Annotated in this window: 28 protein-coding genes; 16 read left to right on the top strand and 12 right to left on the bottom strand. The window is 72.2% G+C overall.

The window, feature by feature from the left end:
* Window positions 1-120: 120 nt before the first annotated feature.
* The 3 genes from ACZ470_RS36540 to ACZ470_RS36530 all read left to right on the top strand — a co-directional run bounded on the left by ACZ470_RS36540 (window position 121) and on the right by ACZ470_RS36530 (window position 3,500).
* Window positions 121-810 carry a response regulator transcription factor gene (locus tag ACZ470_RS36540; protein ID WP_468434256.1) on the top strand — a complete coding sequence of 230 codons (690 nt, stop codon included), beginning with the start codon at window positions 121-123 and terminating at the stop codon, window positions 808-810.
* Between the two features lie 38 nt (window positions 811-848).
* On the top strand, window positions 849-2,252 hold the full coding sequence (locus ACZ470_RS36535; protein WP_468434299.1) for a sensor histidine kinase: 1,404 nt from the start codon (window positions 849-851) through the stop codon (window positions 2,250-2,252).
* A 219-nt stretch (window positions 2,253-2,471) separates the two neighbouring features.
* Window positions 2,472-3,500 (top strand): NAD-dependent epimerase/dehydratase family protein, encoded by a 1,029-nt coding sequence (locus ACZ470_RS36530; protein ID WP_468434255.1) that lies wholly within the window; start codon window positions 2,472-2,474, stop codon window positions 3,498-3,500.
* On the opposite strand, the gene ACZ470_RS36525 is transcribed toward ACZ470_RS36530, so the two are convergent.
* Both ACZ470_RS36525 and ACZ470_RS36520 read right to left on the bottom strand, forming a co-directional pair.
* Window positions 3,475-4,587, bottom strand: a complete 1,113-nt coding sequence (locus tag ACZ470_RS36525) for a sensor histidine kinase (protein WP_468434254.1) — start codon at window positions 4,585-4,587, stop codon at window positions 3,475-3,477. The two genes, ACZ470_RS36530 and ACZ470_RS36525, sit on opposite strands and share 26 nt — an antisense overlap.
* 2 nt (window positions 4,588-4,589) lie before the next feature.
* A complete protein-coding gene (locus ACZ470_RS36520) occupies window positions 4,590-5,315 on the bottom strand; it encodes a response regulator transcription factor (RefSeq protein WP_468434253.1) in 726 nt (241 codons plus the stop codon).
* Between the two features lie 104 nt (window positions 5,316-5,419).
* Here ACZ470_RS36520 and ACZ470_RS36515 point away from each other — a divergent pair, with 104 nt between their 5' ends.
* Genes ACZ470_RS36515 through ACZ470_RS36505 form a run of 3 tightly spaced genes read left to right on the top strand, consistent with a single transcriptional unit; the run spans window position 5,420 to window position 7,451 of the window.
* Window positions 5,420-6,142, top strand: a complete 723-nt coding sequence (locus ACZ470_RS36515; RefSeq protein ID WP_468434252.1) for a glycosyltransferase family 2 protein — start codon at window positions 5,420-5,422, stop codon at window positions 6,140-6,142.
* A complete protein-coding gene (locus ACZ470_RS36510; protein WP_468434251.1) occupies window positions 6,139-6,768 on the top strand; it encodes a TIGR04282 family arsenosugar biosynthesis glycosyltransferase in 630 nt (209 codons plus the stop codon). The genes ACZ470_RS36515 and ACZ470_RS36510 overlap by 4 nt, the downstream gene beginning before the upstream one ends.
* Window positions 6,765-7,451, top strand: coding sequence for a methyltransferase domain-containing protein (locus ACZ470_RS36505; RefSeq protein ID WP_468434250.1), 687 nt, complete (start codon window positions 6,765-6,767; stop codon window positions 7,449-7,451). Before ACZ470_RS36510 ends, ACZ470_RS36505 begins: the two co-directional genes overlap by 4 nt.
* 148 nt (window positions 7,452-7,599) lie before the next feature.
* Here ACZ470_RS36505 and ACZ470_RS36500 read toward each other — a convergent pair whose 3' ends face one another.
* Both ACZ470_RS36500 and ACZ470_RS36495 read right to left on the bottom strand, forming a co-directional pair.
* Window positions 7,600-8,058, bottom strand: coding sequence for a hypothetical protein (locus tag ACZ470_RS36500; RefSeq protein ID WP_468434249.1), 459 nt, complete (start codon window positions 8,056-8,058; stop codon window positions 7,600-7,602).
* Window positions 8,025-9,296 carry a molybdopterin-dependent oxidoreductase gene (locus ACZ470_RS36495; protein WP_468434248.1) on the bottom strand — a complete coding sequence of 424 codons (1,272 nt, stop codon included), beginning with the start codon at window positions 9,294-9,296 and terminating at the stop codon, window positions 8,025-8,027. Before ACZ470_RS36495 ends, ACZ470_RS36500 begins: the two co-directional genes overlap by 34 nt.
* 113 nt (window positions 9,297-9,409) lie before the next feature.
* On the opposite strand from ACZ470_RS36495, the gene ACZ470_RS36490 reads away from it, so the two are divergent.
* Window positions 9,410-10,759, top strand: coding sequence for a hypothetical protein (locus tag ACZ470_RS36490; RefSeq protein WP_468434247.1), 1,350 nt, complete (start codon window positions 9,410-9,412; stop codon window positions 10,757-10,759).
* A 15-nt stretch (window positions 10,760-10,774) separates the two neighbouring features.
* Here the strand turns inward: ACZ470_RS36490 and ACZ470_RS36485 are convergent, their stop codons facing one another.
* Complete coding sequence (locus ACZ470_RS36485) at window positions 10,775-11,344, bottom strand: CGNR zinc finger domain-containing protein (protein WP_468434246.1); 570 nt, start codon at window positions 11,342-11,344, stop codon at window positions 10,775-10,777.
* 86 nt (window positions 11,345-11,430) lie between these two features.
* Between ACZ470_RS36485 and ACZ470_RS36480 the strand changes: the two genes are divergently transcribed.
* Window positions 11,431-12,585: an epoxide hydrolase family protein gene (locus tag ACZ470_RS36480; protein WP_468434245.1), complete on the top strand. Its 1,155-nt coding sequence runs from the start codon at window positions 11,431-11,433 to the stop codon at window positions 12,583-12,585.
* 180 nt (window positions 12,586-12,765) lie between these two features.
* Here ACZ470_RS36480 and ACZ470_RS36475 read toward each other — a convergent pair whose 3' ends face one another.
* Window positions 12,766-13,002 carry a hypothetical protein gene (locus ACZ470_RS36475; RefSeq protein WP_468434244.1) on the bottom strand — a complete coding sequence of 79 codons (237 nt, stop codon included), beginning with the start codon at window positions 13,000-13,002 and terminating at the stop codon, window positions 12,766-12,768.
* A gap of 76 nt (window positions 13,003-13,078) precedes the next feature.
* Between ACZ470_RS36475 and ACZ470_RS36470 the strand changes: the two genes are divergently transcribed.
* A complete protein-coding gene (locus tag ACZ470_RS36470; protein WP_468434243.1) occupies window positions 13,079-13,219 on the top strand; it encodes a hypothetical protein in 141 nt (46 codons plus the stop codon).
* Between the two features lie 16 nt (window positions 13,220-13,235).
* Here the strand turns inward: ACZ470_RS36470 and ACZ470_RS36465 are convergent, their stop codons facing one another.
* Window positions 13,236-14,024 carry an SDR family NAD(P)-dependent oxidoreductase gene (locus ACZ470_RS36465; protein ID WP_468434242.1) on the bottom strand — a complete coding sequence of 263 codons (789 nt, stop codon included), beginning with the start codon at window positions 14,022-14,024 and terminating at the stop codon, window positions 13,236-13,238.
* A 135-nt stretch (window positions 14,025-14,159) separates the two neighbouring features.
* Between ACZ470_RS36465 and ACZ470_RS36460 the strand changes: the two genes are divergently transcribed.
* The gene (locus ACZ470_RS36460) at window positions 14,160-14,768 is read left to right on the top strand and encodes a TetR/AcrR family transcriptional regulator (RefSeq protein WP_468434241.1); all 609 of its coding nucleotides are present in this window, start codon (window positions 14,160-14,162) and stop codon (window positions 14,766-14,768) included.
* A 165-nt stretch (window positions 14,769-14,933) separates the two neighbouring features.
* On the opposite strand, the gene ACZ470_RS36455 is transcribed toward ACZ470_RS36460, so the two are convergent.
* On the bottom strand, window positions 14,934-15,536 hold the full coding sequence (locus ACZ470_RS36455) for a TetR/AcrR family transcriptional regulator (protein WP_468434240.1): 603 nt from the start codon (window positions 15,534-15,536) through the stop codon (window positions 14,934-14,936).
* A 120-nt stretch (window positions 15,537-15,656) separates the two neighbouring features.
* Here ACZ470_RS36455 and ACZ470_RS36450 point away from each other — a divergent pair, with 120 nt between their 5' ends.
* Window positions 15,657-16,430: an NADPH-dependent F420 reductase gene (locus tag ACZ470_RS36450; protein ID WP_468434239.1), complete on the top strand. Its 774-nt coding sequence runs from the start codon at window positions 15,657-15,659 to the stop codon at window positions 16,428-16,430.
* Window positions 16,431-16,655: 225 nt separating this feature from the next.
* The gene (locus ACZ470_RS36445; RefSeq protein ID WP_468434238.1) at window positions 16,656-18,299 is read left to right on the top strand and encodes a PQQ-binding-like beta-propeller repeat protein; all 1,644 of its coding nucleotides are present in this window, start codon (window positions 16,656-16,658) and stop codon (window positions 18,297-18,299) included.
* Between the two features lie 63 nt (window positions 18,300-18,362).
* On the opposite strand, the gene msrB is transcribed toward ACZ470_RS36445, so the two are convergent.
* From msrB to ACZ470_RS36425, 4 genes are all read right to left on the bottom strand, one after another.
* The gene (gene msrB, locus ACZ470_RS36440) at window positions 18,363-18,770 is read right to left on the bottom strand and encodes a peptide-methionine (R)-S-oxide reductase MsrB (protein ID WP_468434237.1); all 408 of its coding nucleotides are present in this window, start codon (window positions 18,768-18,770) and stop codon (window positions 18,363-18,365) included.
* A gap of 14 nt (window positions 18,771-18,784) precedes the next feature.
* Complete coding sequence (gene murC, locus ACZ470_RS36435) at window positions 18,785-20,173, bottom strand: UDP-N-acetylmuramate--L-alanine ligase (protein WP_468434236.1); 1,389 nt, start codon at window positions 20,171-20,173, stop codon at window positions 18,785-18,787.
* A gap of 77 nt (window positions 20,174-20,250) precedes the next feature.
* Window positions 20,251-20,724, bottom strand: a complete 474-nt coding sequence (locus ACZ470_RS36430; protein ID WP_468434235.1) for an indole-3-glycerol phosphate synthase — start codon at window positions 20,722-20,724, stop codon at window positions 20,251-20,253.
* Between the two features lie 171 nt (window positions 20,725-20,895).
* On the bottom strand, window positions 20,896-21,720 hold the full coding sequence (locus ACZ470_RS36425; RefSeq protein WP_468434234.1) for a pyrimidine reductase family protein: 825 nt from the start codon (window positions 21,718-21,720) through the stop codon (window positions 20,896-20,898).
* Window positions 21,721-21,757: 37 nt separating this feature from the next.
* On the opposite strand from ACZ470_RS36425, the gene zapE reads away from it, so the two are divergent.
* The 4 genes from zapE to ACZ470_RS36405 form a co-directional block, all read left to right on the top strand.
* Complete coding sequence (zapE, locus tag ACZ470_RS36420; protein WP_468434233.1) at window positions 21,758-22,861, top strand: cell division protein ZapE; 1,104 nt, start codon at window positions 21,758-21,760, stop codon at window positions 22,859-22,861.
* A 396-nt stretch (window positions 22,862-23,257) separates the two neighbouring features.
* Complete coding sequence (locus tag ACZ470_RS36415) at window positions 23,258-23,839, top strand: carbonic anhydrase (RefSeq protein ID WP_468434232.1); 582 nt, start codon at window positions 23,258-23,260, stop codon at window positions 23,837-23,839.
* A gap of 8 nt (window positions 23,840-23,847) precedes the next feature.
* Window positions 23,848-25,296 carry a SulP family inorganic anion transporter gene (locus tag ACZ470_RS36410; RefSeq protein ID WP_468434231.1) on the top strand — a complete coding sequence of 483 codons (1,449 nt, stop codon included), beginning with the start codon at window positions 23,848-23,850 and terminating at the stop codon, window positions 25,294-25,296.
* Between the two features lie 189 nt (window positions 25,297-25,485).
* The coding region (locus tag ACZ470_RS36405) for an SPFH domain-containing protein (protein ID WP_468434230.1) at window positions 25,486-25,940 on the top strand (455 nt) is incomplete at its 3' end.

The raw sequence follows: 25,940 nt of genomic DNA, 5'->3' as shown, positions 1-25,940 counted from the left end.
CACCGAGCTTGGTCACGGGCGCTGTCGATCCGCTGTCGGTCAACTTTCAAGTTTTTATCGATCGGGACGCGGTTCCGCACCGCCTCTGGCGCCGGAGGCGGTGTGCCGCAGTATGGGCGGGTGGAAAAAGTACGACTCCTGGTCGTGGACGACGACCCGCCCATAGCCGACCTGGTGGCGACGGTCGCCCGCTACGAGGGCTGGGAGGCGGTGACCGCCAACTCGGGTGAGGAGGCGCTGCGTCGCGCCGCCGAGTTCCGCCCGGACATCGTGGTGCTCGACCTGATGCTGCCGGACGTGGACGGCTTCGGTGTCCTGGACCGGCTGCGGCGCTCCGGGACGATGGTGCCGGTGGTGTTCCTCACCGCGCGGGACGGGGTCGCGGACCGGGTGGCGGGGCTGACCCGGGGCGGGGACGACTACCTGGTCAAACCGTTCGCCGTGGAGGAGCTGATGGCCCGGCTGCGGACGGTGCTGCGGCGCAGCGCGGGGCCGGGGTACCAGCGGTCGGTGCTGCGGGTGGCGGATCTGACGATGGACGAGGACACCCGTGAGGTGCGGCGCGGCGAGCGGCTGCTGTCGCTGACCCCGACCGAGTACGAGGTGCTGCGCTATCTGATGCGCCGGTCGCCGGCCGTGCTGACGAAGGCGCAGATCCTGGACCATGTGTGGGAGTACGGCTTCGGGGGCCGCTCCAATGTGGTGGAACTGGTGGTCAGCAGGCTGCGGCGCAAGCTGGACGACACCGGTGAGCCGCTGATCCGGACCGTGCGGGGCTTCGGGTACGTGATCCGGCAGGCCGCCGAGTGACGGCGTTCGTCCGGCGGCTGCGGGACACCTACCGGCGGATGCGGCTGGGCACCCGGCTGGCGCTGGGCCTCGGGGTGCTGTCGCTGGCGGTGTTCGCGGTCGTCGGCACGGCCCTCACCACCTACATGCACGACTATCTGGAGCGGCAGCTGGGCGACCAGCTGAAGCTGATCCAGACCGTGCAGGCCAAGGACGCGGCGGCGCACGGCACGGTCAAGCGGAAGCCGTACTACGGCTGGTACACGGCCGTGTACGACGTCTCCGGCGACGCGGTCAGCCTGCGCAGGCCCGCCGACGTACCCGCCGACACCCGCGCCCTCGCCGACCTCGCGCGGGCGATGGCGCACTCCGACACGGAGCTGACCCGCACCGCGCGGATCGACGGGGAGGGCACCTACCGGCTGCGCGGCTGCGAGGTCGAGCCGGGGGTGGTGCTGGTGAGTGCCGCGCCCGTGGCGGACATCGAGGAGACCGTCGGGCAGCTGATCACGGTGCAGGTCGTGGTGTTCGCCCTCGCGCTGCTGGCGCTGGTGGTGTTCGGACGGCGGATGCTGCGGCGCGGCCTGAAGCCGCTGAGCGACATGGCGCACACCGCGCACGGCATCGCCTCGCACGATCTGACCGAGTCGGCGGCGAGGCTGCCGCTGCGCGCCGACGGGCGGGACGGCGGCCTCGAGGTGGCGGAGCTGCGGACCGCGTTCAACACGATGCTGGAGCACATCGACGACTCCCTCGCGGTGCGCGCGGAGGCCGAGTTGCGGCTGCGCCGCTTCGTCGCGGACGCCTCGCACGAGCTGCGCACCCCGCTGATGTCGGTACGCGGCTACGCGGACCTGTTCCAGTACGCCGCCGCCAACGAACCCGCCGAACGCGAACGGCATCTGGCCCGGCTGCGCGCGGAGGCCGCGCGGATGGGGATCCTGCTGGACGATCTGCTGCTGCTCGCCCGGCTGGACGCGGCGGAGGTGGAGGCACCGCTGCGGACGGCGGACACGGATCTGGTGGAGCTGGTGCAGCAGGCCGCCGACGCGTTCCGGGCGAGCCACCCGGGGCATCCGCTGACGGTGGCGGCCGGTCCCGGCCGGCTGGTCCTGCGGCTCGATCCGCAGCGCGTCCGGCAGGTGCTGGACAACCTGCTCACCAACGCCGCCGTGCACACCCCGGCCGGCACCCGGGTCTCGGTCGGCGTCGAGGTCACCGGCGACTCGGCACTGGTACGGGTCGCCGACGCGGGCCCCGGCGTCCCGGCGGAGGACCGGGAGCGGGTCTTCGACCGCTTCTACCGCATCGACAAGGCCCGCAGCCGGGAGCGCGGCGGCACCGGCCTGGGCCTGGCGGTCGCCCGCTCCCTGGTACGGGCCCACGGCGGCGACATCACCCTGACCAGCACCCCAGGCTCAACGGTCTTCACCGCACGCCTACCCCTGCACAACACTCATTGACGACCCCACGCACTCCGCGGGCAGTCGTGCCTCCCTCAGTGCCTAAAGGGCCTGGGAGGTGCCCCCAGGGCGGCCCGGGTGGGCGCGACGGCACCCCGCAAGCGCCGGGCCGCGCGAACACCCCCCGCCCCGCATCAACACCGCTCACCGGTCTTACGGACCCGTGACGTCACGCGCGCGGTCCCACCGCGGCACAAGGCGCACGCCTAGCGTGAACACATGCGCGTACTGGTCACCGGCGGAGCCGGTTTCATCGGATCCCACGTCGTGGAGGCCCTACGGGCACACGGCCACGACCCCACCGTCTTCGACATCCGCACCGACCCGACAGCGGACGTCCGCGACCCCGACGCGATCCGCAAGGCACTGCCCGGCACGGACGCCGTCTGCCACCAGGCAGCCATGGTCGGCCTCGGCACAGGCTTCACCGACGCGCCGGACTACGTCTCCCACAACGACCTGGGCACGGCGGTGCTACTCGCCGCGATGGCGGAGACGGGCGTACGCCGCCTGGTGCTGGCGGGCTCGATGGTGGTGTACGGCGAGGGCCGTTACACCTGCCCCCGGCACGGCGTGGTGCGCCCCGGCCCACGGACCGTCACCGCCCTGACCGCCGGACACTTCGAACCCGCCTGCCCGGCGTGCGGGGCGGACCTCGAACCGGGCCTGGTGGGCGAGGACGCCCCCACCGACCCGCGCAACGTGTACGCCACGACGAAGCTGGCCCAGGAGCACCTCGCCGCCGCCTGGGCCCGCTCGACGGGCAGCTCGGCGGTGTCGCTGCGCTACCACAACGTGTACGGCCCCGGCATGCCCCGCGACACCCCGTACGCGGGCGTCGCCTCCTTCTTCCGCTCCGCGCTGGCCCGCGGCGAGGCCCCGCACGTCTTCGAGGACGGCGGTCAGCGGCGGGACTTCGTGCACGTACGGGACGTGGCGGCGGCGAACGTCGCCGCGCTGACGGCGGACCCGCCCGCCGGGACGCTCACCGCCTACAACACCGGCAGCGGCACACCGCACACGGTCGGCGAGATGGCCCTCGCCCTCGCCGACGCCCACGGCGGCCCGGCCCCGGTCGTCACCGGCGAGTACCGCCTGGGCGACGTCCGCCACATCACGGCGGACTCCTCCCGGCTGCGGACCGAGCTGGGCTGGAAGCCGGAGGTCGGCTTCGAGGACGGCATGCGGGAGTTCGCGGCGGCGGGCCTGCGGGGCGACCGGGTCATCCCTCCGTCGCCGGAAGGGTGACCTCGAAGCGGCAGCCGCCGGTGACGTTGCGGACCGTGGCGCTGCCCCGGTGGGCCTCGACGATGCCGCGGACGATGGCGAGGCCGAGGCCCGCGCCGGCCGGTGGGGTGCGCGCGTGGGTGCCCCGCCAGCCGGTGTCGAAGACGCGGGGCAGGTCCTCCTCGGGGATGCCGCCGCAGCCGTCCGTCACGGACAGCACCACGCCCCCGGAGGAGCGTTCCGCGGCGACGGCGACGGTGCCGTCGGCCGGGGTCCGGCGGATCGCGTTGACCAGCAGATTGCCCAGCACCCGGCTCATCTCCCGGCCGTCCACCTCCACCGGCACCGACTCCACCCGGTCGCCGACGAGCCGTACGCCGTGCTCGCGGGCGAGCGGGTCCACGCCGGCGAGGGCGTCGCCGATCAGGTCGTACAGGGAGATCCGGGAGAGCGAGAGGGTCAGTGTGCCCGCGTGGATGCGGGACAGTTCGAAGAGGTCGCCGACCATGTCGTTGAGGCGTTCCACCTCGGTGCGGATCTGCTTGAGGTAGCGGTCGGGCTCGGCGGCGACCCCGTCCTCCAGCGCCTCGGCCATCGCGCGCAGTCCGGCGAGCGGCGTGCGCAGGTCGTGGGAGATCCAGGCGACGAGTTCGCGGCGGGAGGACTCCAGGGCGCGCTCACGGTCGCGGGACTCGGCCAGTTTGACGCTGGTCGCCTCCAACTCGCGGCTGAGCGCGGCCAGTTCCGCGGTGGCCGGGCCGTCGGGCGCGGCGAAGTCACCGCCGTCGCCGAAGGAGCGGGCGGCGAGCGCCAGGTCCCGGCTGCGGGCGACGACCCAGCGGCCCAGCAGCAGTGCGGTGACCGTGGAGACCACGGCGGCCATGGCGACGACCGTCGTCACCACGCTCAGGTCGTGCGCGGAGAGGAACATGGCCTGGGCGACGGCCAGGGTGCCCGCGAGCATCGCCGTCGCCGCGACCCCGGCGACGACCGCGAGGTGCGCGGTCAGCGACCAGCGCCGGATCAGCAGCAGCACGCCCGCGCCGAGCACACCGGCCGCGGCGGCGCCGAGGAAGGCGAACAGGGCGATGAGCAGCATGTCGCGCACGCTCACTCCTCCCCGGAACCGACGGCGGGGTCGAAGCGGTAGCCGACGCCCCACACGGTCTGGATGAGCCGGGGCCGCGCCGGATCGTCCTCGACCTTGCCGCGCAGCCGCCGCACATGGACGGTCACGGTGGACAGGTCGCCGAAGTCCCAGCCCCACACCTCGCGCATCAGCTCCTCGCGCGCGAAGGCCCGCCCGGGGTGCCGCAGGAAGAAGGCGAGGAGGTCGAACTCACGGATGGTGAGGGCGAGTTCGACACCGTTCTTGAGCACCCGGCGGGCGGCGGGGTCGACCGACAGACCGGCCGCCCGCAGCAGGCCGGACGCCACCGGGGCGGGCCGGGTGCGGCGCAGTACGGACTCGACGCGCAGGACCAGCTCGCGCGGGCTGAACGGCTTGGTGACGTAGTCGTCGGCGCCGACCTCGAGGCCGAGGACGCGGTCGTCCTCGTCGCCCCGCGCGGTGAGCATGATGACCGGCACGGGCCCGTGCCCGCGCATCCTTCGGCACACCTCCAGGCCGTCCATGCCGGGCAGCATCAGGTCGAGGACGACGAGGTCCGGCCAGTGGGCCGCCGCGCGGGCCAGCGCGTCGGGGCCGTCGCCGGCCCGGTCGACGACGTATCCGGCGCGGTCGAGGTAGCCCGTGACGATCTCGGCGACGGTGGGGTCGTCGTCCACGACGAGGACCCGGGCCCCGGCCTCGGCGTTCGGTGGTCGCTGCTCCATGCGCCCAGCCTCGCACCACGCGCGCGCGAGCGGTGCGGGCGGGCCGCCGACGTCCCTGTTTCGTAAGGAGCCGATGCCCGGTATGCCCGTTTCACATTCGTAGGGTGAGAGCCGTGACCACCTCCTCCCCCGCCCCGGAACCGGGCCCGGCGTCCGTGGACGTCGTCCTCCCCTGCCTCGACGAGGCCGCGGCGCTGCCGTGGGTGCTGGAACGCGTCCCGCCCGGCTGGCGCGCCCTCGTCGTGGACAACGGCTCCACGGACGGCTCCGACCGCATCGCCCGTGAGCTCGGCGCGACCGTCGTGCGCGAGGAGCGGCGCGGTTTCGGCGCCGCCTGCCACGCCGGGCTGACCGCCGCGACCGCCGACATCGTCTGCTTCTGCGACTGCGACGCCTCGCTGGACCCGGCGGACCTGGTGCCGTTCGTGCGCGAGATCCGGGCCGGCGAGGCCGACCTGGTGCTGGGACGGCGTCGGCCGCGGGCGCGCGGTGCCTGGCCGGCGCACGCCCGCGCGGGCAATCTCGCGCTGTCCCGGCTGCTGCGCCGCCGTACCGGACTGCGGCTGCGCGATCTCGGCCCGCTGCGGGCCGCCCGGCGCGAGGAACTGCTCGCCCTGGACCTGACCGACCGGCGCAGCGGCTATCCGCTCCAGATGGTGGTGCGCGCCGCCGACGCCGGCTGGCGCGTCACCGAGCACGACGTCCCGTACGCGCCGCGCACCGGCGCCTCGAAGGTGACCGGCACCTGGCGCGGCACCTTCCAGGCGGTACGGGACATGAGCCGTGTGCTCCGGGAGGCACCCGCGTCCGAGAGGGCGGCCTCATGACGGCCGGCTCGGAGGCGCCGGTGACCCTGCTCGTCATCGCCAAGGAGCCCCGCCCCGGCCGGGTGAAGACCCGGCTGACCCCGCCGTTCACCCCCGAGGAGGCGGCGGGGCTCGCCGAGGCCGCGCTCGCGGACACCCTGGACGCCGTGGCCCGTACGCCCGCGCGGCGGCGGGTGCTGGTGCTGGACGGTGCGCCGGGGCCCTGGCTGCCGGCCGGCGTCGAGGTCGTACCGCAGTGCGCGGGCGGGCTCGACGAGCGGCTGGCCGCCGCGTTCGCCGGGTGCGACGGCCCCGCCCTCCTCATCGGCATGGACACGCCCCAGGTGACCCCGGAGCTGCTCACCGTGGACTTCGCGGACTGCGACGCGTACTTCGGCCCCGCCGAGGACGGCGGCTTCTGGGCGCTCGGCCTGGCCGCACCCGACCCCGGGCTGCTGCGCGGGGTCCCCATGTCGACACCGGAGACCGGGGCCGCGCAACGGCGGCGGCTCGCGCGGCTGCGGGTGCGGGAACTGCCGCGACTGCGGGACGTGGACACGGCGTACGACGCCGCGCTGGTCGCCCGCGAGGCCCCCGGCGGACGGTTCGCCGCGCGCCTGGCCCGACTGACGGAGACCCACCGGTGAGCGGCGTGCGCGCGGCAGCGCGCGTGGGACGCCGACGGACGGCCCGCGCCTCCTGGTCCACGGACCCCTACGCCGACGCCCTGCACGCGGGCCGGGGACCGCTGTTCCTGCGCCGCGCGGACGGGTGGCTGCTGCCGCTGGAGGTCGAGCGCTGGTGCGCGGAGGCGGACGCGGCCGATCTGGAGGTGCTGCGGCGCTGCGAGGGCACGGTGCTGGACGTGGGCTGCGGACCGGGACGGCTCGTCGCCGCCCTGGGCGCCCGCGGGCAGGTCGCGCTCGGCGTCGACGTCAGCGAGGCCGCGGTCGCGCACACCGTCGCGCGCGGCGGGCAGGCGCTGCTCCGCTCCGTCTTCGACCCGCTGCCCGGCACCGGCCGCTGGGGCACCGCCCTGCTCATCGACGGCAACATAGGCATCGGCGGCGACCCGTCCGCCCTGCTCCACCGGCTCGCCCGACTCGTGGCGCCGGGCGGCCTGGTGATCGCCGAGACGGTCCCCCACCCGGACATCGACGAACGCGCCCTGGTCCAGCTCACCGACACCCACTGGGCCCCCGGCCCCCCGTTCCCGTGGGCCCGCCTCGGAACTCCGGCGCTGCGGCGGTACGCGGAGGAGGCGGGCTGGCGAGCGGAGGCCGAATGGTCGACGGACGGTCGCTGCTTCGTAGCGCTCCGGGGGCGCTGATCTTTTGGCCCGTCCGGCGTTTGAGGACGAGGCCCGAAGGGCCGAAAGGGGGGTCTGGGGCGCAGCCCCCAGGGACGATGGGGGTCCCCCCGCCCCGCTCGAGCGAAGCCGAGAGTGGGGGAGGGAAGGGGCGGCGGGGGCGACAACCTCAACCGTCGGCCGACGGCCGCTTCCTTCCGCCCCGCACCGCGAACACCACCGCCGACCCACCGAACAACACGGCCGTGACGATCAGCCACCGCACCACGTAACCGTCCGCGGACAGACCCGCGACACCGCCGTACCGCTCCGACACCCGACCGCTGATCAGCGGAAACCACACGAGCAGCAGCAGCCCGGACAGAGCCACCGGCACCCGTACGTAGTTGACCCACCCCCTCCGCCGCCCCGCGCCCTTCACCAGCACACGGTCGACCGCCGCGTACAACGGCAGCAGCACCAGATCATGGATCACCGCCGCCCCCACGAACCACAGCGCGACCATGACCCAGTCACCGTCGAGCAACCGCACCCCCGCGTACGCGCAGAGGACGAACGAACAGAGCAACACGAACAGCTTCACAGGTCGTCGCCTCACAGTTCGCCGAAGGTCAGCCGGGCCACCCACTTGGTGTTCAGCACCCCGGGCGCCGCGGGCACGATGATCCGCGCCGGATAACCGTGATCCGCGGACAGTTCCTCGCCGTTGACGAACAGGGCGAGCAGCGACCGCGGGTCGGCCACCTGATTGCCACGCAGCGCGGCACGCCGGAACGCACCCCGCCGTTGCAGCGACTCCACGAACACGTCGACCGGCTCGTCGTGCCCGACGAGCGCCGCGAGGTCCCGCAGCCGTACGCCCCGCCACCACTGGTCGGAGGTGGACCAGCCCTCCACGCAGGCGATGGGCAGGGCCGCGCTGTGCAGCGGCAGGCCCAGCAGCTCCGCGCGGCCGAGCCGTACGGTGCCGGAGTGCCCGGTGACGACCAGCCGCCACGCCTCGTCGCTCGTCTCGGCCGCGCGGATACCGGCGTACGCGGCCGTCTTGTTGATCTGGAAGGCGCCGGGCCCGGTGCCGGGTTCGGGGCCGCCGTGCGGCGTGAGGACGGCCGTTTCGCGCAGCGGTCCGTCGAAACTGCGCCCCGCGGAGGTGACGAAGAGCAGCAGCGAACCGCCGCCGACCAGCCCGAGCGCTCCCCGCCGCGAGACGGTCGGCGGGTCGGGACGGCGAGCCACCAGCTCGTCGGCCCGCTCGCCCGTCCGCTCGTCGGCCCCCTCCCGCATCCTCCGCAGATTGCGGAACGCCACCGGCGCCTTCAGCACCACATGGGCGAGGAACGCGCCGAAGAACACCCAGGCGCCGTAGAAGTGCAGCGGGTAGAACGAGCCCGGGAAGACGTAGTCGAGCTGGACGTTGAGGATGCCGGTGACGAACTCGAACAGCGCCCCGCCGACCAGGAGCAGCAGGGAGATCCGCTCCAGGGCGTGGGTGAGCGAGCGGGCAGGCGGCAGGGTGAACAGCTTCGGCACCACCGACCACAGCTTGGCCAGCAGTACGGGGACGAGTACGAGCCCGAGCGTGACGTGGACCCCTTGGGTGAGCCGGTACAGCCACGGCGGGTCGGTGGGCCAGGAGAAGAGGTAGAAGCCGAGGATCCCCTTGCCGGGGGTCTTGTCGTTCACCGGATCGAGGTCCGGGTTGTACGCGGCGTACGACAGCAGCCCCGTCACGAAGAGGATCGTGACGCCGGCGAGGAGGACCACCCCGAGCACCGAGGTGAACCAGGGGCCGCGCAGCGGGCTGCGCCAGAAGTCCGGTGAGAACGGGCCGCGCCCGGGACGGGTGGGGAGGAAGGACCGAGCCATGTGCCGACCGTAGGTCCGCACCACCCTCTGAGAGGGTCCGGCAGGGATGACGAAACGCTGACATCCGCCCTCGTCGGCCGTTCCCGACCGCTCCCCCGGCCTAGCGTGACGGCGTGAACCGCGATCTTCCCCGTGCCGCGTCCCGCGGCCTCGCCCGCGATCTTTGCACGGTCGCGGCCGCCGCGCTGCTCGTCCTGGCCGCCGCGCTGATCGGCGCGTGGATCGACCGCGACGGCTCCCTCCGGGTGAACTGGCCTCCGCTGCTGGCCGACTGGGCGCCGCACGTCGGCCCGGGGACTCCGGCCGCACTGGTCGTCGCGGTCCTCGTGGTGGCGTACGGCCCCGCCCTGGCCGCCCGGTCGTCCTGGCGGCGCCTGCTGCTCACGGCGTGGGGCGCGTCCCTGGCGTGGACGTGGTCGCTCGCGCTCGTCGACGGCTGGTTCCGTGGTGTCGCCGGGCAGCTGACCAGCACCCACGAATATCTGCGGGCCGTCGACCGCTTCCGGGACATCCCCGCCACCCTGCGGGACTTCGACGCCCACATCCTGCTCGACACCCCCGACAACTGGCCCGCCCATGTCGCCGGGCATCCCCCGGGCGCCACCCTCACCTTCGTCCTCCTCGACCGGATCGGCCTGGGCGGTGGGGGGTGGGCCGGCGCCTTCGTCATCACCACCGGCACCACGGCGGCGGTCGCGATCCTGATCGCCGTACGCCGGCTCGCCGACGAGTCGCTCGCCCGGCGCGCGGCGCCCTTCCTGGTCCTCGCCCCGGCGGCGGTGTGGGTGGGCACCTCCGCCGACGGCTACTTCACGGCGGTCACCGCCTGGGCCGTCGCCCTGCTGGCCCTCGCCGTGACCGGACACCGTCCCGGCTGGACCGGCTTCGGCTCCGGACTGCTGTTCGGGCTCACCGTGTACCTGTCGTACGGGCTCACCCTGTTCGCGGTGATCGGCGCGGCGGTACTGCTGCTGGGGACGCGGCGGCTGCGGGCGCTGCCGTACGTGGTCGCCGGGTTCCTGGTCGTGCCGGTGGTGTTCGCCGTCCTGGGGTTCGACTGGTGGGAGGCGTACCGGCTGCTGGTCACCCGCTACTACCAGGGGGCGGGCGGGGTACGGCCGTACGGGTACTGGGTGTGGGCCAACTTCGCCTGCACGGTGCTGATCATCGGCCCGGCGACGGTGGCGGGGCTGCGCAGGGGCGGGGAACTGCTGATCAGGGGCCGCGTGCTGATCCCACGCACCGCCGGTCCCCGTCTGGCGCTGCTCGCGGGTGCCGCCCTGCTCGCGCTGCTGGTCGCCGATCTGTCCGGGATGAGCAAGGCGGAGACGGAACGCATCTGGCTGCCCTTCGCCTTCTGGCTGCTCCCGGCCGCCGCCTTCCTGCCCGGCCCGCGCGCCTGGCTCGCCGCGCAGGCCGTCCTCGCCCTGCTCCTCAACCACTTGCTGCGCACCGGCTGGTGAGCGACGGAGTGCGGCTCAGACCTCGGCGGGCCGTGATCGGTTGGCTTGGAAGCGTGCCTTCTTCTGACGATTGCCGCACGTGTTCATGTCGCACCATCTGCGGGTGCGGCTCTGGCTGGTGTCGAAGAAGGCGGCCCGGCAGGTCGGCGATGCGCACAAGGCCAGTCGTCCGTCCCGTTCTCCCGCGAGGATGCCGATCGCGTCGGCGGCGATCACGCCGAGGGCGTCCTCCACGCGGGAACCCGAACTGATCCGCCATTGCCGCTTGCCCTCGGGGGTCAGGATCGCGGCGGCCCGACCGTCGGCACTGCGCTCATTGATGACCTGGACAGCGGACGCGGGGAGAGGGTCCTGGATCGCGGCCGCCGTCGCGGCGACGTGAATCGACTCCCTCAGCTCCCGGGCGAGGTCCAGCTGGGCGGCGGTGCAGGAGTCCACGGCGAGGCCGCTCACCGCCAGCCAGTCGACGAGTCGCTGCGGCGTGGGAATGCGCTCCACAGCATTGCCCTGCCGCTCCGTCAGGGTCGCCGTGAAGCTGGTCGCCAGCACCTTGCCGAGGCGAAAGTCAGGGAACCCAGCGCGCATGGAACCACCTTAGCCGGTTGCACGCCGGCACGGCCTCTGTCACGCTGGAACCGGCTTAGCCGGTTCCGCGATGGCCAGGAGGCCTCATGCCCCGTCCAACCAGTGACGTGCAAGCATTCGAAGCCCACGCGACTGACGCCGACCTCGACGATCTGCGCGCACGACTCGCCGCGGCGCGACTACCGGAGGCCGAGACCGTCCATCGCCGATGGGAACAGGGCGTTCCGCTCGCCGACCTCGTCGATGTCGTGAACTACTGGCGCACCGATTACGACTGGCGGTCGTTCGAGGAGCGCCTCAACCAGATCGGTCAGTTCCGCACGACCATCGACGATCTGGGAATCCACTTCCTGCACCGCCGGTCCACGCGCGCGGACGCCACTCCCCTGATCCTGACCCACGGCTGGCCGGGCAGCATCGCCGAGTTCATCGACGTAGTGGACGAGCTGGCAGATCCGGAAGACGCCAACACGCCCGCGTTCCACGTCGTGGTCCCCTCACTGCCGGGCTTCGGTTACAGCGACAAGCCGGCCACCACCGGGTGGGGAACCGAGAAGATCGCGGCCGCGTGGGTCGAACTGATGGGACGACTCGGCTACGGCGAGTTCCTGGCCCACGGCGGCGACTGGGGAGGCAACATCACCACGGTTCTCGCCGGCAGGTTCCCGACGCACGTTCTCGGCATCCACACCTTGTTCGCGGAGGCGCCGCCCGGGCTGACAACGGACGGGCTGACGGCGGTCGAGCGCGAATGGACCGAGGAAACCCGCGACTTCTGGCTCCACCGCGCGGCGTACGCGAAGCAGCAGGCAACCCGGCCGCAGACCATCGGCTACTCGCTCGTGGACTCCCCGGTCGGCCTTCTCGCCTGGATCCTCGACAAGTTCGCCGAGTGGTCGGACACCGAGGACAGCCCGTTCGAGACGATCTCCAGGGATCGCGTTCTTGACGACGTCACCCTCTATTGGCTGACGCGCACCGGCGCGTCGGCGGCCCGCATCTACTACGAAAGCCACGCCTCACTCGACCCCGAACTCCGGGTCGACGTCCCCTCGGCCATCACCATGTACCCCCGCGACATCGAGAAATCCCCACGCCCCTGGGCACAGGAGCGCTACCGCCGGATCGTCCGCTGGAACTCACCCGAAAGCGGGGGCCACTTCCCGTCACTGGAGGTCCCCGACCATTTCGTCAAGGACCTACAGGAAGGCCTCACGGCTGTACTGACCGCCAACCACTGAACACGACTCGCAAACCGCTCCGTTCAGCCCTCGGCGGGGGTCAGGCGCAAGTGTCGTAGGTCACCTGCGAAGTGGCCTGGTCGCACCCCGCAGGGCGCGTCGGTGCAGCCGGTCGAGGAGGTACCGGTTTCCCCGGGACCGGCGTGCCGGCAGCCGCCGGGCGGGGCGCGATCGTGTGCCTCAGTGGGGAGGGGGTGCCGTGACGAGTTCGGTCATGGCGTCGGTACCGGCGACAACGCCCCGGGATTCGGCTTCGGCCCACCTGAAGATGCCCGTCGACATGGTGCCGCGCTCCTCCGCGGCGCGCAGGGCGTAGACCTCGGCGCGGGCCGCGTGCACGGCGCGGCCGTCCGGCGCCGCGTCGCCCGCGAGCTCGTCCAGGGCTGTTGACCAGCCGTCCATGACTTCCGGTGACAAACACAACCTTTAAGGCGCCCGCTGAGCACCCGCTGCGCAGTCTCGCCTCGACAGGTCGATTGCCTCCCGCAGCGTCATGCGGCTGTCGGGCGGCCGGCAGAAGCGCGTCGTCATCGCCGGCGCGATGGCCTGCGACGTCGACATCCTCGTCACCCGGTCCCGCCGCATACTCACCCTCCGCAAGGGAGGGTTGGCCGAGCAGGTGAGCAAGCGGTGAGGGACCCGCGGCCCGCTCAGATGACCTTGGTGGCTCCGGCGTCGACGAACCAGTTCGCACCGATCGCGCTCGGCATCGTCGGGGAGGCCAGCAGCAGTACCGTCCGGGCGATCTCGTCGGGGTCGATCAGGGTCTCGGTGAGCATTCCGTTCTGCTTCGGCAGGGCCGCCACCAGCGTGTCGTGATCGATGCCCACGCTGTCGGCGAGTTGTCCGACGAATCCGTCCTTGTCCATGATCATGTGGGTGCGGGTGGCCGATGGTGACACCGCGTTGACTCGTACTCCGGTGGACGCCACCCGCTCGGCGAACTGTCGGGTGAAGGCGTTCAGGGCGGCCTTGGCCACGGAATAGGGCAGCGGCTCCGCTCCCGGTCGGCGTGCGCTGTCGGAGCTGATGTTGACCACCGCTCCCCTGGCCTCGGTGAGCGAGGGCAGGGCCGCGCGGATGGTCCGTACCGCCGCGTCGAAGTTGAGGGCGAACCCTGCCGTCCAGACGTCGTCCCCGCCGTTGAGCGGATCACCGAGGGCCTCCCGCGGCAGGACACCGCCACCCGCGTTGTTGACCAGGACATCAAGCTGGGGATCAGCGGTCAGAACGGCGTCCACCATGCGCTGCGGGCCATCGGCCGTGGACAGATCGGCGGGTACGAAGGCGGCCCCGGTGGCCTCCAGTTCCGGCGTGAGACGTCGCGCCGTCGCGGTCACCACCGCCCCCTCCTCCTGGAACGCCCGAACGATGGCGAGGCCGATGCCCCTGCTCGCACCGGTGACCAGAACACGCTTGCCGGCGAGCTGAAGATCCATGACGTACTCCTGTGATGGGAATGGCTCAGGCAGCTCAAGTGAAACGCACTCGTCTCACATACGTCAATAACTGCATCTCCAATGTCTCACTTACTGGCCGGCGGGATAGGCTGCGCCGGAGAAGAAGGAGGTGCCGTGGCCGAGAACAGCACTCCACGGCGGGTCCGGGCGGACGCCGAACGCAGTACGGTCCGCATCCTGGAGGCAGCCGAGAGCGTGCTCGCCGTGGACCCCACCGCGTCCCTGGAGCGGATCGCCGACGCGGCGGGCCTTGCCCGGGCCACCGTCCACCGCCGGTTCACATCCCGCACCGCACTGCTGGACGCCCTGGCCGACCAGCTCAGCCGGCGCTATCTGTGTGGACTGGCGGAGGCGCGGGTGAAGACCGCGCCGCCCCTCGTCGCACTGCACCGGGTCACGGAGATCATCTTCGAGCTCAAGCTCAGCCACCGCTTCGCCATCCAGTTGACCGCGGCCCTCACACCGGCCGTCCTCGACGGCCTCGACGTGCTCTTCGCCCGTCTGCGGGACTCGGGAGCGATCGCCACGGTCGAACCCGCCTGGGGCCGCCGGGTCTACCTGGCCCTCCTGCATGAGGTCAACGACCTGCCCGCGGAGTCCCCGACCCTGACTTCCGTGCGTGCCGGGGACGAAATCGAGGCGAAGGTCAACCTGCTCGTCCGTAGCGTGCTCGGCGCGCTGGGCGGCAACGTCGACTCGCCGGGCCTGGCCCTGGGCGGCTGACGGGATCAGCCGGCCCATGGCGAGAGAGCGGGGGAACGGCTACCGATCGCGGCACCAGACCGGCGCCCCCTCGATCATGATCTGCGGCAGCTGCCGTTCGTCGCGGTGGTTGTCGATCGCGTCGCGGACATCTCGACCAGTCCAGGTCGCGCCGTCCGCAGGACCCTACTCGTCCCCCGCGTCCGGCAGCGGCTCGGTGTTCCGGCTGCTCAGGCCGTCGAGGGAGATGCGCAGCAGACGGCGCCACCGGCCGGGGCGATCGTCACCCGACGTCTGGACCACCTGGCTCAGCGAGGCGAGGAGCAGGACCAGGTCGGCGCTGGTGACCCCGGGCCGCAGGACGCCGGCGTCGAGGCAGCGGGCGTGCAGCCCGGACATGAAGGAGTCGCAGAGCAAGGCGCACTGGTGGGTGGGGCCGCCGGTGGCGACGTAGCTCTCGACCAGGGCGCGGTTGCGTGCCTGGTGGGTGAGGGTGTGCTCGAAGAAGCTCGTCAGGGCCTGCCAGGGATCCTCGGTCGCGGAGGCCGCGCGGTGCCCGTCGGCGAACCAGGCCGTGAACTCCGCTTCCAGGACCGTGACGAACAGGTCCTCCTTCGTCGGGAAGTGGCGATAGAGCGTACCCATGCCGACGCCGCTGCGGTGGGCGATCTCCCGGACGTCGGCCGTGCTGCCCTGCTCGGCGAAGACCTCGCCGGCCGCTTCGAGGATGGCGGTGCGGTTGCGTTCGGCGTCCGCGCGTCGGGGGCGGGGCTGCTCGGCTGTGGTCACGCGCTCAGATTACCGCTCCCCGGGACGTACCGGAGCACTTGCTCCGCTCGTGCTACCTTGCAGGCAATAAGAGGAGCACCTGCTCCGCATAACGGTCCAAGCATGAGGAGAGGTGCCGTCATGGCGACACTCGGCTTCATCGGCAGTGGCAACATCGGCGCGAAGATCGCTCGGCTCGCGACGGAGGCCGGCATCGACGTCGTCCTGTCCAACTCGCGCGGCCCGGAGAGCCTTGCGGAAACGGTCGCCGACCTCGGCGGGCGGGCTCGGGCGGCGACGCCGGCGGAGGCGGCCGAGGCCGGCGACTGGGTAGTGGTCAGCGTCCCGCTGGTGGCCGTCCCACAGCTCCCGGCGGCCGAGTTGGCCGGCAAGGTCGTACTGGACACCGTCAACTACTACCCGTCGTGGCGCGACGGGTACATCGACGTGCTGGACTCGGGTGAGATCACCACGGCCGAGCTGGTCCAGCGGCAACTGCCCGGCGCGCGCACGGTCAAGGCGTTCACCAACCTCAGTGACGCGCACATCCTCACCCTGGCCCGGCCCGCGGGATCGGCCGAGCGCTCCGCTCTGCCGATCGCCGGCGACAGCCTGCGGGCCAAGGCGTCCGCCGCCGAGCTGATCGGCCGGCTCGGCTTCGACACCGTCGACGTCGGCCCACTGTCCGAGAGCTGGCGGTTCGAGCCCGAGACGCTCGCGTCCGCCGTGCCGTACTTCCGTGACCCCGGAGTCATGGCGGCTGTCTCGGCCGAGATCCAGGAGATCCTCAAGACCGGCCGTACGCCGTCGGGTGACATCTTCGGGGACCCCGGCGAACCCCTGTCCGCGGACCGCCTGCGCGCCCTGCTCGACGGGACTCCCCGTGTGCTGACCGCCGACCGCGCGGCGCCCTGAGGAGAGGGGGGCGAGAGGGCAGCCCGTCTGTGCATGGCGCGCTTCGACATCGGTGACGTGCCGGCGGTGCTCGGCGAGTTCGGCTTCCGCCGCGATGGCGTACTGACCGCGATGGCGTACTGATGCACCGCGCGTCGCGCCCGGCTCACATCGCAGAAAACCCGAAGCATGCCGGACACGGCCGATGTGAGAATGCGTTCTCCTCGATCATGGAGATCCAGCCGTATGTCTCAGCCGCTGTCAGTTCACCGCGTCCTCGGCGACCGCCCGTTCGCCGAGGTGGGCACGCCTTCCGTGGTGGTGGGCGGTCCGGAGCACGAGCTGATCGTCGTGGGCGGTGATCTGGGGTACCTCCAGTGGTCGGGGTCGGGGACCGCCGGCCGGCGCGGGCACCGGATCGGCGCCTACGACGTGGACGGGGCGCGGTGTCGGTGGGCTGTGGACTCCCGGTGGCCCGTGCGGTCCATCGCGCTGCATCCGACGCTGCCGCTCGCGGCGGTCGGCACCGGCGCGTACGACGGGGGGTACGCCTTCGAGGGCGAACTGCTGCTGATCGACCTCGAGTCGGGCCGCGTGACCCCGGCCACCCGAGGACCGCGCGAGGTTCTGAGCGTGACGTGGCGGAGCGAACAGGCTCTGCGCCTGGTGCTGGCTCCACCGGACGACTACGACTACGACGACGCCCATGCGCATGGCTTCGAGGTCGTGATCGAGCGTCCCGACTGGCGGCATGTCGCACGGGGGTCCATCGGCCCGGAGGAACTGGGCGGGGAGTGGGTCGACTTCGAGCGTCCGCAGCAGGAGGCCGCGGTCTCCCGGGCCGTCGAGTCGCTGGCGAGCCTCGTCGGTGACCCCTCGTGGACGCCGCGGCGGCAGGTGTGGGACGTCCAGCGGTTGGACGACGGCCGGACACTGGCGTGCGCCGAGGGCGTGCTGGCCGAGGCGTGGCTGCCGGACGGCCGGCTGCAATGGCGCGTTCCGGACCCCGAAGGCGGCCGCCAGCTCGCGGCCCGGCCCGAGACGGGTGAGGCCTGGGTCGTGGCGGATCGCAGGCGCATGCACCGGGAGAGTGGAAGATGGGTGACCACCGAGCCACCCCTCACCGCGGCCCGGGTGTCCCTCGCGGACGGAAGGCGGCTGGGCACGCTCCAGCTGGGATTCACCGCCACCCTCACCCATCGCGAGGACGGGTGGCTGGCGCTGCGCCGCACCGGCTGGGACGACTGGAAACGCCCGGGGCCGGTCGCACTGGTCCCTCCGACAGGGGAAACCCCGGCGGCAACGGCGGAGCTGAGCGGGTTCGACCTCGTCAACCATCCGTTCCGGATTCTCCGCAGCCGTCGACTGCTCTTCCTCCAGGGCGACGCCAGGAATCCGCACAAGGACAAGTGGGTCGTCGCCGTCGAGCCGTTCGGCCCGATGGGCGAGCCGGTGGTGCGGCGACTGTTCCCGCTCGAGTGGGACTCACGGCGGGCCGGGCATCTCTTCGGCGGACCGGGAGTCGAGATGGGCACCGGGGAGGTACGGGACCTGGTACACGCTGGTGCGGTGCACGACGGTGCGGGCCTGCTTCCCGGCAACGCGTTCGTGGTGCGGCGCGGCGCGGAGGACGGAGCCGTCCGCTGGGTGTTCACCTGCGACCACCCGGCGACCGCAGTGGACGGTGACGAGGACACCGTGTACGTCGCCCTGAACTCCGGGGAGCTCGTGGCCCTGAGCGCGTCCGACGGGACCGTGCGGTGGCGCGGGCCGCTGGAGGTCCACGGCCAACCCGTGGTGGCGCTGTCGCTCGTGCGGACCGGGCCGGGAGAGCTCCTGATCGGCACGACGGACGGGCGGATCCTCGACTGCGCGATCGCCGCGGACTGACCTGCGACGCGCGCCCGGGACCCGGCCGATGTGCGGCCGCGGCCCGGGCGGAACGAAAGCGGATCAGCCCTCGGTGGGCTGCAACCGCAGCGAGATGCTGTTGATGCAGTACCGCTGGTCCGTCGGCGTCGGGTAACCCTCGCCCTCGAAGACATGGCCCAGGTGGGAGCCGCAGCGGGCGCAGCGGACCTCGGTCCGCACCATCCCGTGCGAGCGGTCCTCGACCAGTTCCACGGCGTCGGTGTCCTTCGGGTCGTAGAAGGACGGCCAGCCGCAGTGGGACTCGAACTTGGTGGTCGAGGTGAACAGCTCGGCGCCGCAGGCGCGACAGGAGTAGACGCCCTCCGTCTTGGTGTCGGTGTACTCGCCGGTGAAGGCGGGTTCCGTGCCTGCCTGGCGCAGGACCGCGTACTCGGACGGGGACAGTTCCGCGCGCCACTCCTCGTCCGGCTTCTCCACGTCGTACGGCATGAGCTTCCAGCCCCTTACTTCGACAGACGGTCCAGGATCCGCGGGCCGAGGTCGGTGACGTCGCCCGCTCCCATGGTGAGAACGAGATCACCGGGCTTCGCCATTCCCGCGATCACCTCGGGGATCTCCGCCTTGTCGTGCACGGCCGTGACGTCCGCGCCCGCCGCCCGGGCCGCCTCGATGATCAGCTCGCTGGTGACGCCGGGGATCGGGTCCTCGCGGGCCGGGTAGATGTCCAGCACCACGGAGGCGTCGGCCAGGGACAGGGACTGGCCCATCTCCTTGCCCAGCTCGCGGGTGCGGGAGAACAGGTGCGGCTGGAACACGACGAGGATGCGGGCGTCACCGGCGGCGGCGCGCATCGCCTCCAGGTCGGCGGTCATCTCGGTGGGGTGGTGCGCGTAGGAGTCGATGACCTGCACGCCCGCGGCCTCGCCCTTGAGCTGGAGGCGCCGCTTCACCCCGGTGTACGCGGCCAGCGCGGGCGCCAGCTCGGTGGCCGGGACGCCGAGCGCCACGCCGGCGGCGAGCGCGGCCACCGCGTTGTGCGCGTAGTGCCGGCCGGGGACCGACACCGTGAAGGTGAGCGGGGTGCCGTCGAGCTCGACGGTCACCTCGCTCCTCAGTCCCTGGGGGACGACCGACAGCACCCGCACGTCGGCGTCCTCCGCCTCGCCGTACGTCACGGTCCGCACCGAGCCGTCGAGTCGCCGGGTCAGCTCGCGGGCGCCCTCGTGGTCGGCGGAGATCACCAGGGTGCCGCCGGGCACGATCCGGCCGACGAACGTCTCGAAGGACTGGTGGATCTCCTCCATGGAGGCGTAGTTGGCGTGGTGGTCCAGCTCCACGTTGAGGATGATCGCGACCTCGGGCGCGTACTTGTGGAAGCTGCGGTCCGATTCGTCGGCCTCGGCGACGAAGATCTCACCCGCGCCGTGCAGCGCGTTGGAGCCGGGGGCGTCCAGATCGCCGCCGATCGCGTACGACGGCTCCCGGCCCAGCTCGCTGAGGGAGACGGCCAGCATGGAGGTGGTGGTGGTCTTGCCGTGGGTGCCGGCCACCGCGATCGGGCGCAGGCCGTCCATCAGGGCGGCGAGGGCGTCGGAGCGGTGCACCACCGGGATGCCCAGCTCGGCCGCGCGGAGCAGCTCGGGGTTGTCCTCGCGGATGGCGGAGGAGACCACCACACAGCTGGCGTCGTCGGCGAGGTGCCCGGCGGCGTGCCCGATGTGCACGGTGGCGCCCAGCGCGCGCAGGGCGTCGGCGGTGGCGGAGTCCTTGGCGTCGCTGCCGGCCACCTTCGCGCCGCGCTGCGCGAGGATCTTGGCGATGCCCGACATTCCGGCGCCGCCGATGCCGATGAAGTGCGGTCGGTCCATGGCGGTGGGAAGGCCGGGTGCCATGCGTGTTCTCCCAGGGGTGCGAGCGGGACGGCGGTCTTCGCGCCCTCGCGGGAGAGCCGGGAGAGCGCCGCCCCAGCCTATGCCTTGCTGTGGGAGAAGAGTTTCAGCACCGGCACCCCGACCTTGTGCCGCGCCCGGGAGGCCCAGTCCCGGTGGAAGAACTCCTCCACGTAGTGCGGGTCGGTCAGGACGATCACCTCGTCCGCGCCGACCTCCTCCACCATGGTCTTCAGCGCGTCCAGGGGGTGGTCCTCGATAAGGCGGCCGTCCGCCTCGTCGCCGGTCGCGCGCAGGGCCTGGAGGGACACCTCCAGGGCCCGCTCCCCCATGCTCTGCGCCTCCTCGCCCTCGGGCGTCTCGCCCTCCCGGACGGCCTCGTCGAGCTCGCCGAGCGCGACGTCGTCGATGGCCCTCAGCAGCCGGTCGGCCTGCTCGCCGCGCGGCTGGAGCAGCACGTGGAAGGAGACCGGCTCGTCGCCGTGCAAGGTGGTGACGAACTCCACGTCGGCGGAGGTCAGGGCCTTCTCGATCATCAGTACGCTTGTGAACACCAGGCGCCCCTTCTCGTCGGAGGACCCTCGGGCCCCCTCTCTGCTCCGTGGGCCCGGCAAGGCCCTGCGGAAACCATCCTTCCCCGTGTTCGCACGGGTACCGCCGGATTCAGTGTTGCCTGTCCCCGCGCCGAGCGGACGGATGGGCTCCGCCGATCGCCGGACCGGTGGTCACCGTCCGGTGCCCCCGGCCGGGAACGGTCCGGACCGCTGGTACCGCGTGAACAGGAAACCGTCCTCCTCCAACATCGACTTCAGCGCGAAACGCCGCGGAAGTGTTACGGAGGGTCCACCGGCGATGCGCTGTGCGTCACCGGCGGTGAGCATCGGCGAGACGGTCAGGCAGAGCTCGTCCAGCACCCCGGCCGCCACCATCTGGCCCAGCAGCCGGGGACCGCCCTCCGTCAGCAGCCGGGTGTGTCCGAGGTCCGCGAGGGCGCGTACGGCCCGCGCGGGGTCCACCGCCGCCCCCTCCCCGGCGATCACCACCCGGGCGCCCGCCTTCTCGGCGGCGGCGACGCGGTCCGGGGCGGCCCCGGCGCCGGTCAGCAGCAGCGTGGGCACCAGGGGGGAGGTGAACAGCGGCAGGGAGAAGTCCAGGTCCAGGCTCGCCGTCACCACCGCGATCACGGGCGCGGGCCCCTGTCCGGCCGCCTCCCGCGCCGCCGCGAACTCGGCACGCGCGCGTGCCGGACGGTACCCCTCCTGCCGTACCGTCTCCGCGCCGGCCAGCACCACGTCCGCGAGGGCCCGCAGCACGCCGAAGATCCGCATGTCGGCCGGGCACGAGATGGGCTGCGAGCGGCCTTCGTGCTGGGCGGCCCCGTCGAGGGTGGACACCATGTTGGCCCGCAGCCACGGCTCCCGCCCCTCCGGCCCCGGCTCGGGATAGGCGTACGCGGCGGCCAGCTCGGCCAGGCTCCACTCGCGGCCGTCCACCCCGCCGGCGGCTGCTGTTTCTTCGGTCACGTCGGTCACGGGGAACAGGCGTCGCATGTCACGCAGTCTTCCACGACCCGTAGCATGGGGGACCGTGTCGTCCTCCTCCGCCGCCTCCCGTCCCGGTCCGATAGCCGACGTGGCTCCGCTGTCCCTGTGCGCCCGCGAGCCGCACGTCCCCGCGGACCGGCTCGTGGCCGAGATGGTGCCGCCGCCGCGATTCGACTCGGTCCGCTTCGGCACCTACATCCCGGACCCGAACCAGCCGAGCCAGACCGAGGCCGTACGCGTCCTCGAGGGCTTCGCGGCGGGCCTCGGCGGACCGGCGGGCGGCGACTCGGGCAGGCGCAGGCTGTTCGGGTTCGGCAAGGCGGCGAAGAAGACCCCGGCCGGCCCGCGCGGCGTCTACCTCGACGGCGGCTACGGCGTCGGCAAGACCCACCTGCTGGCCTCCCTGTGGCACGCCACCCCGGCCGAACCCTCCCTCAAGGCGTTCGGCACCTTCGTGGAGCTGACGAACCTGGTGGGCGCCCTCGGCTTCCAGCAGACGGTGAAGACCCTCTCCGGGCACCGCCTGCTGTGCATCGACGAGTTCGAGTTGGACGACCCGGGCGACACGGTGCTCGTCTCCACCCTGCTCGGCAGGCTGGTCGAGGCGGGCGTCGCGCTCGCCGCCACCTCGAACACGCTGCCGGGCAAGCTCGGCGAGGGCCGGTTCGCCGCCGCCGACTTCCTGCGCGAGATCCAGGGCCTGTCGGCCCACTTCCGCGCCCTGCGCATCGACGGCGAGGACTACCGCCACCGCGGTCTGCCCGAGGCGCCGGCACCGTACTCCGACGAGGTGGTGACACGGGCGGCGCACGCCACCGAGGGCGCCTCGCTCGACGCCTTCCCGGATCTGCTGGACCATCTGGCGAAGGTCCACCCCAGCCGCTACGGCGCCCTCACCGACGGTCTCCGCGCGGTGTGCCTCACCGGTGTGGAGCCGGTGCCGGACCAGTCGACGGCACTGCGCCTCGTGGTCCTCGCCGACCGGCTCTACGACCGTGAGGTGCCGGTACTGGCCTCGGGGCTGCCGTTCGACCAGCTGTTCAGCGAGGAGATGCTGAAGGGCGGCTACCGCAAGAAGTACTTCCGGGCGATCTCACGGCTCACCGCCCTGGCCCGGGACGCGAAACGGCTCGCCGACACCCCCTGAGACGGGTGTGCGATACCCGATTGAATCGCCCCTGATCAAGGGCGGGTTCACGCCAATACAACCCTTCTTTTCAGGCTCTCCGCGCCACGAAACACCGAATTAACCCTGCAAAGGACTTTGCAGGGTTAACGTGTTTCTTGACCATCCGTTGACCAAGAGTTGACGTGCGGAAGAGGTGTGAACCGCCTTGACAAGAACGCATGTTCGCAGGCCCGGCGACCATGGCCACACACCCGGCCCTTGCCGTCGCTTTACCCGCGCTTCACTTCTCCGCATTTCCGGGCACCTTCGCATCCGCGCACACAACCCGTAAAGCAAGGGCCACGGACAAGAGAAACACTCACCTTTGTCATGCCCGTCCGACGCGCCCCCACGCGCGCCAGGAGGAATCACCAGATGCAACCCCTCATCGACAACGCCCGCACGTTCGGACAGCGCCCTGAGGAGTTCGCCCGCCTCGCCGAGGGACAATCCCCCGACGTCCTGTTCATCACCTGCTCCGACTCCAGGGTCGTCCCGGCCCTGATCACGGGCGCCCGGCCCGGCGAGCTCTTCGAGCTGCGCACGGCGGGCAACATCGTGCCGCCGTACGTCTCCGGGCGCCCCACCGCCGAGGCCGCCACCGTCGAGTACGCCGTGGAGGTCCTCGGCGTCACGGACATCGTGGTCTGCGGCCACTCCCACTGCGGGGCGATCGGCGCGCTGGTGCGCGGCGACGACCTGGACGCCGTACCCGCCGTACGGGACTGGCTGGCGCACGCCGCCGACGAGCCGGCGTCGGCCGACGCGGCGGACCCGGCCTGCGCGGACGCGGTGCAGCACCACGTCCTGGCCCAGCTACTGCGCCTGCGCTCGTACCCCTGCGTCGCACAGCGGCTGGCCTCGGGCCGGCTGCGGCTGCACGGCTGGTACTACGAGGTGCACACCGGCGCCGTGCGCGAACACCGCGCGGCCACCGACGCGTTCGAGGCGCTGTGAGCGCGTCGGTGTCCAGGTTCCCCCATCTGCGGCAGGACTTCGCCGCCTCGCTCGTCGTGTTCCTGGTCGCCCTCCCGCTGTGCGTGGGCGTCGCCGTCGCCTCCGGTGTCCCGGCCGAACTCGGCCTGGTCACCGGCATCGTGGGCGGACTGGTCACCGGTCTGCTGCCGGGCAGCAGCCTCCAGGTGTCCGGGCCGGCCGCCGGGCTGACCGTGCTGGTCTTCGAGGCCGTCGACACCTACGGTCTGCCCGCGCTCGGCGTGATCGTGGCGGCCACCGGGCTGCTCCAGCTGCTCATGGGCGCCCTGCGGATCGGGCGCTGGTTCCGCGCGATATCGATCTCGGTCGTCGAGGGCATGCTGGCCGGCATCGGTCTCGTGCTCATCGCCGGGCAGCTGTACTCGGCGGCCGGGCTGACGGCGCCCTCCTCCGGCATCGACAAGATCCTCGGGCTGCCCGGAGCCGCCGTGGACGCGCTCGGCAGCACCGAGGCGCTCGCCTCGCTCGCGGTCGGCGCGGGCACCGTCGCGGTGATGGTCCTGTGGCGCCGGATGCCGGGTCCGGCCGGCGCCGTGCCCGGCGCGCTCGCGGCGGTCCTGCTGGCGACGGCGGTCACCCTCGCGTTCGGCGTGCCGGTCGCCACGGTCGAGGTGCAGGGCCTGCTGGACGCCGTCCAGCCACCCGGCGCGGAGGCGTGGGGCTCACTGGGCGTGGGCATCCTCGGAACGATCGTCGCCTTCACGCTGATCGCGTCCGCCGAGAGCCTGTTCAGCGCCGCCGCGGTGGACCGGCTGCACGACGGTCCGCGCACCCAGTACAACAAGGAGCTGATCGCTCAGGGCGCGGGCAACACGGTCTGCGGCGCCCTCGGCGCGCTGCCGATGACCGCGGTCATCGTGCGCAGCTCGGCCAACGTCCAGGCGGGTGCCAGGACCAAGGCGTCCCGGGTGCTGCACGGCGTGTGGCTGCTGCTGTTCGCCGCGCTGCTGCCGTCCGCGCTGGCGCTGATCCCGCTGCCCGCGCTGGCCGGCATCCTGGTCCACGCGGGCTGGAAGCTGATCCCGTTCCGCGGGGTCGCCGCGCTGTGGCGGGGGCACCGGGGCGAGGCTCTGATCCTGGTGGTCACCGCCGTGTCGATCGTCGTGGTCAACATGTTCGAGGGCGTACTGATCGGTCTGGCCCTGTCGGTCGCCAAGACGGCCTGGGAGGCCTCGCAGGCGAAACTGGAGGTCATAGACAAGGGCGCGGGCCCGATCCAGGTGTACCTGTCCGGCAACGCGACGTTCCTGCGTCTCCCGAAGATCCTGGACACCCTGGAGTCCCTCCCCCAGGACCGCCCCGTGGAACTGGACCTCACCGGCCTGCACCACCTGGACCACGCCTGCCACACAGCCCTGACGGCTTGGTCCGAACGCCACAGCACGACGAACACACCACCCGTGAAACTCACCCCATAGGGGCGCGGGGAACTGCGCGAACGGGGGTCCGGGGGCGGAGCCCCCGGGAACGGGACGGGAAGGGGCGGCGGGGGCGAAAACACCCTGCCGCCCAGCCCACCCCATGGCCCCACACCGAACCCCGGGCATATCCTCGCAGGTGCATACGAAAGCACACACAGCACACAGACCTCTGAACGGGAGGTCACCATGGTCGAGGAACTGCTCACCGCAGCCGCATGCGTAGGCGCCGCGGGCGCCACCTACCTCCTCGCCGCCGCCCGCGTCGTCAAACAGTACGAACGCGGCGTCGTCTTCCGCCTCGGCCGCCTCCGAGGGGATGCCCGCCGCCCCGGCTTCACCCTGATCGTCCCCATCGTGGACCGACTCCACAAGGTCAACCTTCAGATCGTCACGATGCCGGTCCCGGCCCAGGAGGGCATCACCCGGGACAACGTGACCGTGCGCGTCGACGCGGTCGTCTACTTCAAGGTCGTCGACGCGCCGGCGGCCCTCGTCAACGTCGAGGACTACCGGTTCGCGGTCTCCCAGATGGCCCAGACCTCGCTCCGGTCGATCATCGGCAAGAGCGACCTGGACGACCTGCTCTCCAACCGCGAGAAGCTGAACCAGGGCCTGGAGCTGATGATCGACAGCCCGGCGAT

This window comes from Streptomyces sp. NPDC031111 (genome assembly GCF_055570675.1).
The sequence above is the reverse complement of the archived record's forward strand: the minus strand, read 5'-3'. Positions and strand labels throughout refer to the sequence as shown.

Coding starts and splice junctions, on each gene's coding strand:
- ACZ470_RS36520 (WP_468434253.1), bottom strand. CDS start 5,315: ATGGAGCAGCGACCACCGAACGCCGAGGCCGGGGCCCGGGTCCTCGTC.
- ACZ470_RS36480 (WP_468434245.1), top strand. CDS start 11,431: ATGCCCCGTCCAACCAGTGACGTGCAAGCATTCGAAGCCCACGCGACT.
- msrB (WP_468434237.1), bottom strand. CDS start 18,770: ATGCCGTACGACGTGGAGAAGCCGGACGAGGAGTGGCGCGCGGAACTG.
- ACZ470_RS36530 (WP_468434255.1), top strand. CDS start 2,472: ATGCGCGTACTGGTCACCGGCGGAGCCGGTTTCATCGGATCCCACGTC.
- ACZ470_RS36470 (WP_468434243.1), top strand. CDS start 13,079: ATGCGGCTGTCGGGCGGCCGGCAGAAGCGCGTCGTCATCGCCGGCGCG.
- ACZ470_RS36450 (WP_468434239.1), top strand. CDS start 15,657: ATGGCGACACTCGGCTTCATCGGCAGTGGCAACATCGGCGCGAAGATC.
- ACZ470_RS36415 (WP_468434232.1), top strand. CDS start 23,258: ATGCAACCCCTCATCGACAACGCCCGCACGTTCGGACAGCGCCCTGAG.
- ACZ470_RS36510 (WP_468434251.1), top strand. CDS start 6,139: ATGACGGCCGGCTCGGAGGCGCCGGTGACCCTGCTCGTCATCGCCAAG.
- ACZ470_RS36425 (WP_468434234.1), bottom strand. CDS start 21,720: ATGCGACGCCTGTTCCCCGTGACCGACGTGACCGAAGAAACAGCAGCC.
- ACZ470_RS36495 (WP_468434248.1), bottom strand. CDS start 9,296: ATGGCTCGGTCCTTCCTCCCCACCCGTCCCGGGCGCGGCCCGTTCTCA.
- ACZ470_RS36445 (WP_468434238.1), top strand. CDS start 16,656: ATGTCTCAGCCGCTGTCAGTTCACCGCGTCCTCGGCGACCGCCCGTTC.
- murC (WP_468434236.1), bottom strand. CDS start 20,173: ATGGCACCCGGCCTTCCCACCGCCATGGACCGACCGCACTTCATCGGC.
- ACZ470_RS36465 (WP_468434242.1), bottom strand. CDS start 14,024: ATGGATCTTCAGCTCGCCGGCAAGCGTGTTCTGGTCACCGGTGCGAGC.
- ACZ470_RS36485 (WP_468434246.1), bottom strand. CDS start 11,344: ATGCGCGCTGGGTTCCCTGACTTTCGCCTCGGCAAGGTGCTGGCGACC.
- ACZ470_RS36535 (WP_468434299.1), top strand. CDS start 849: ATGCGGCTGGGCACCCGGCTGGCGCTGGGCCTCGGGGTGCTGTCGCTG.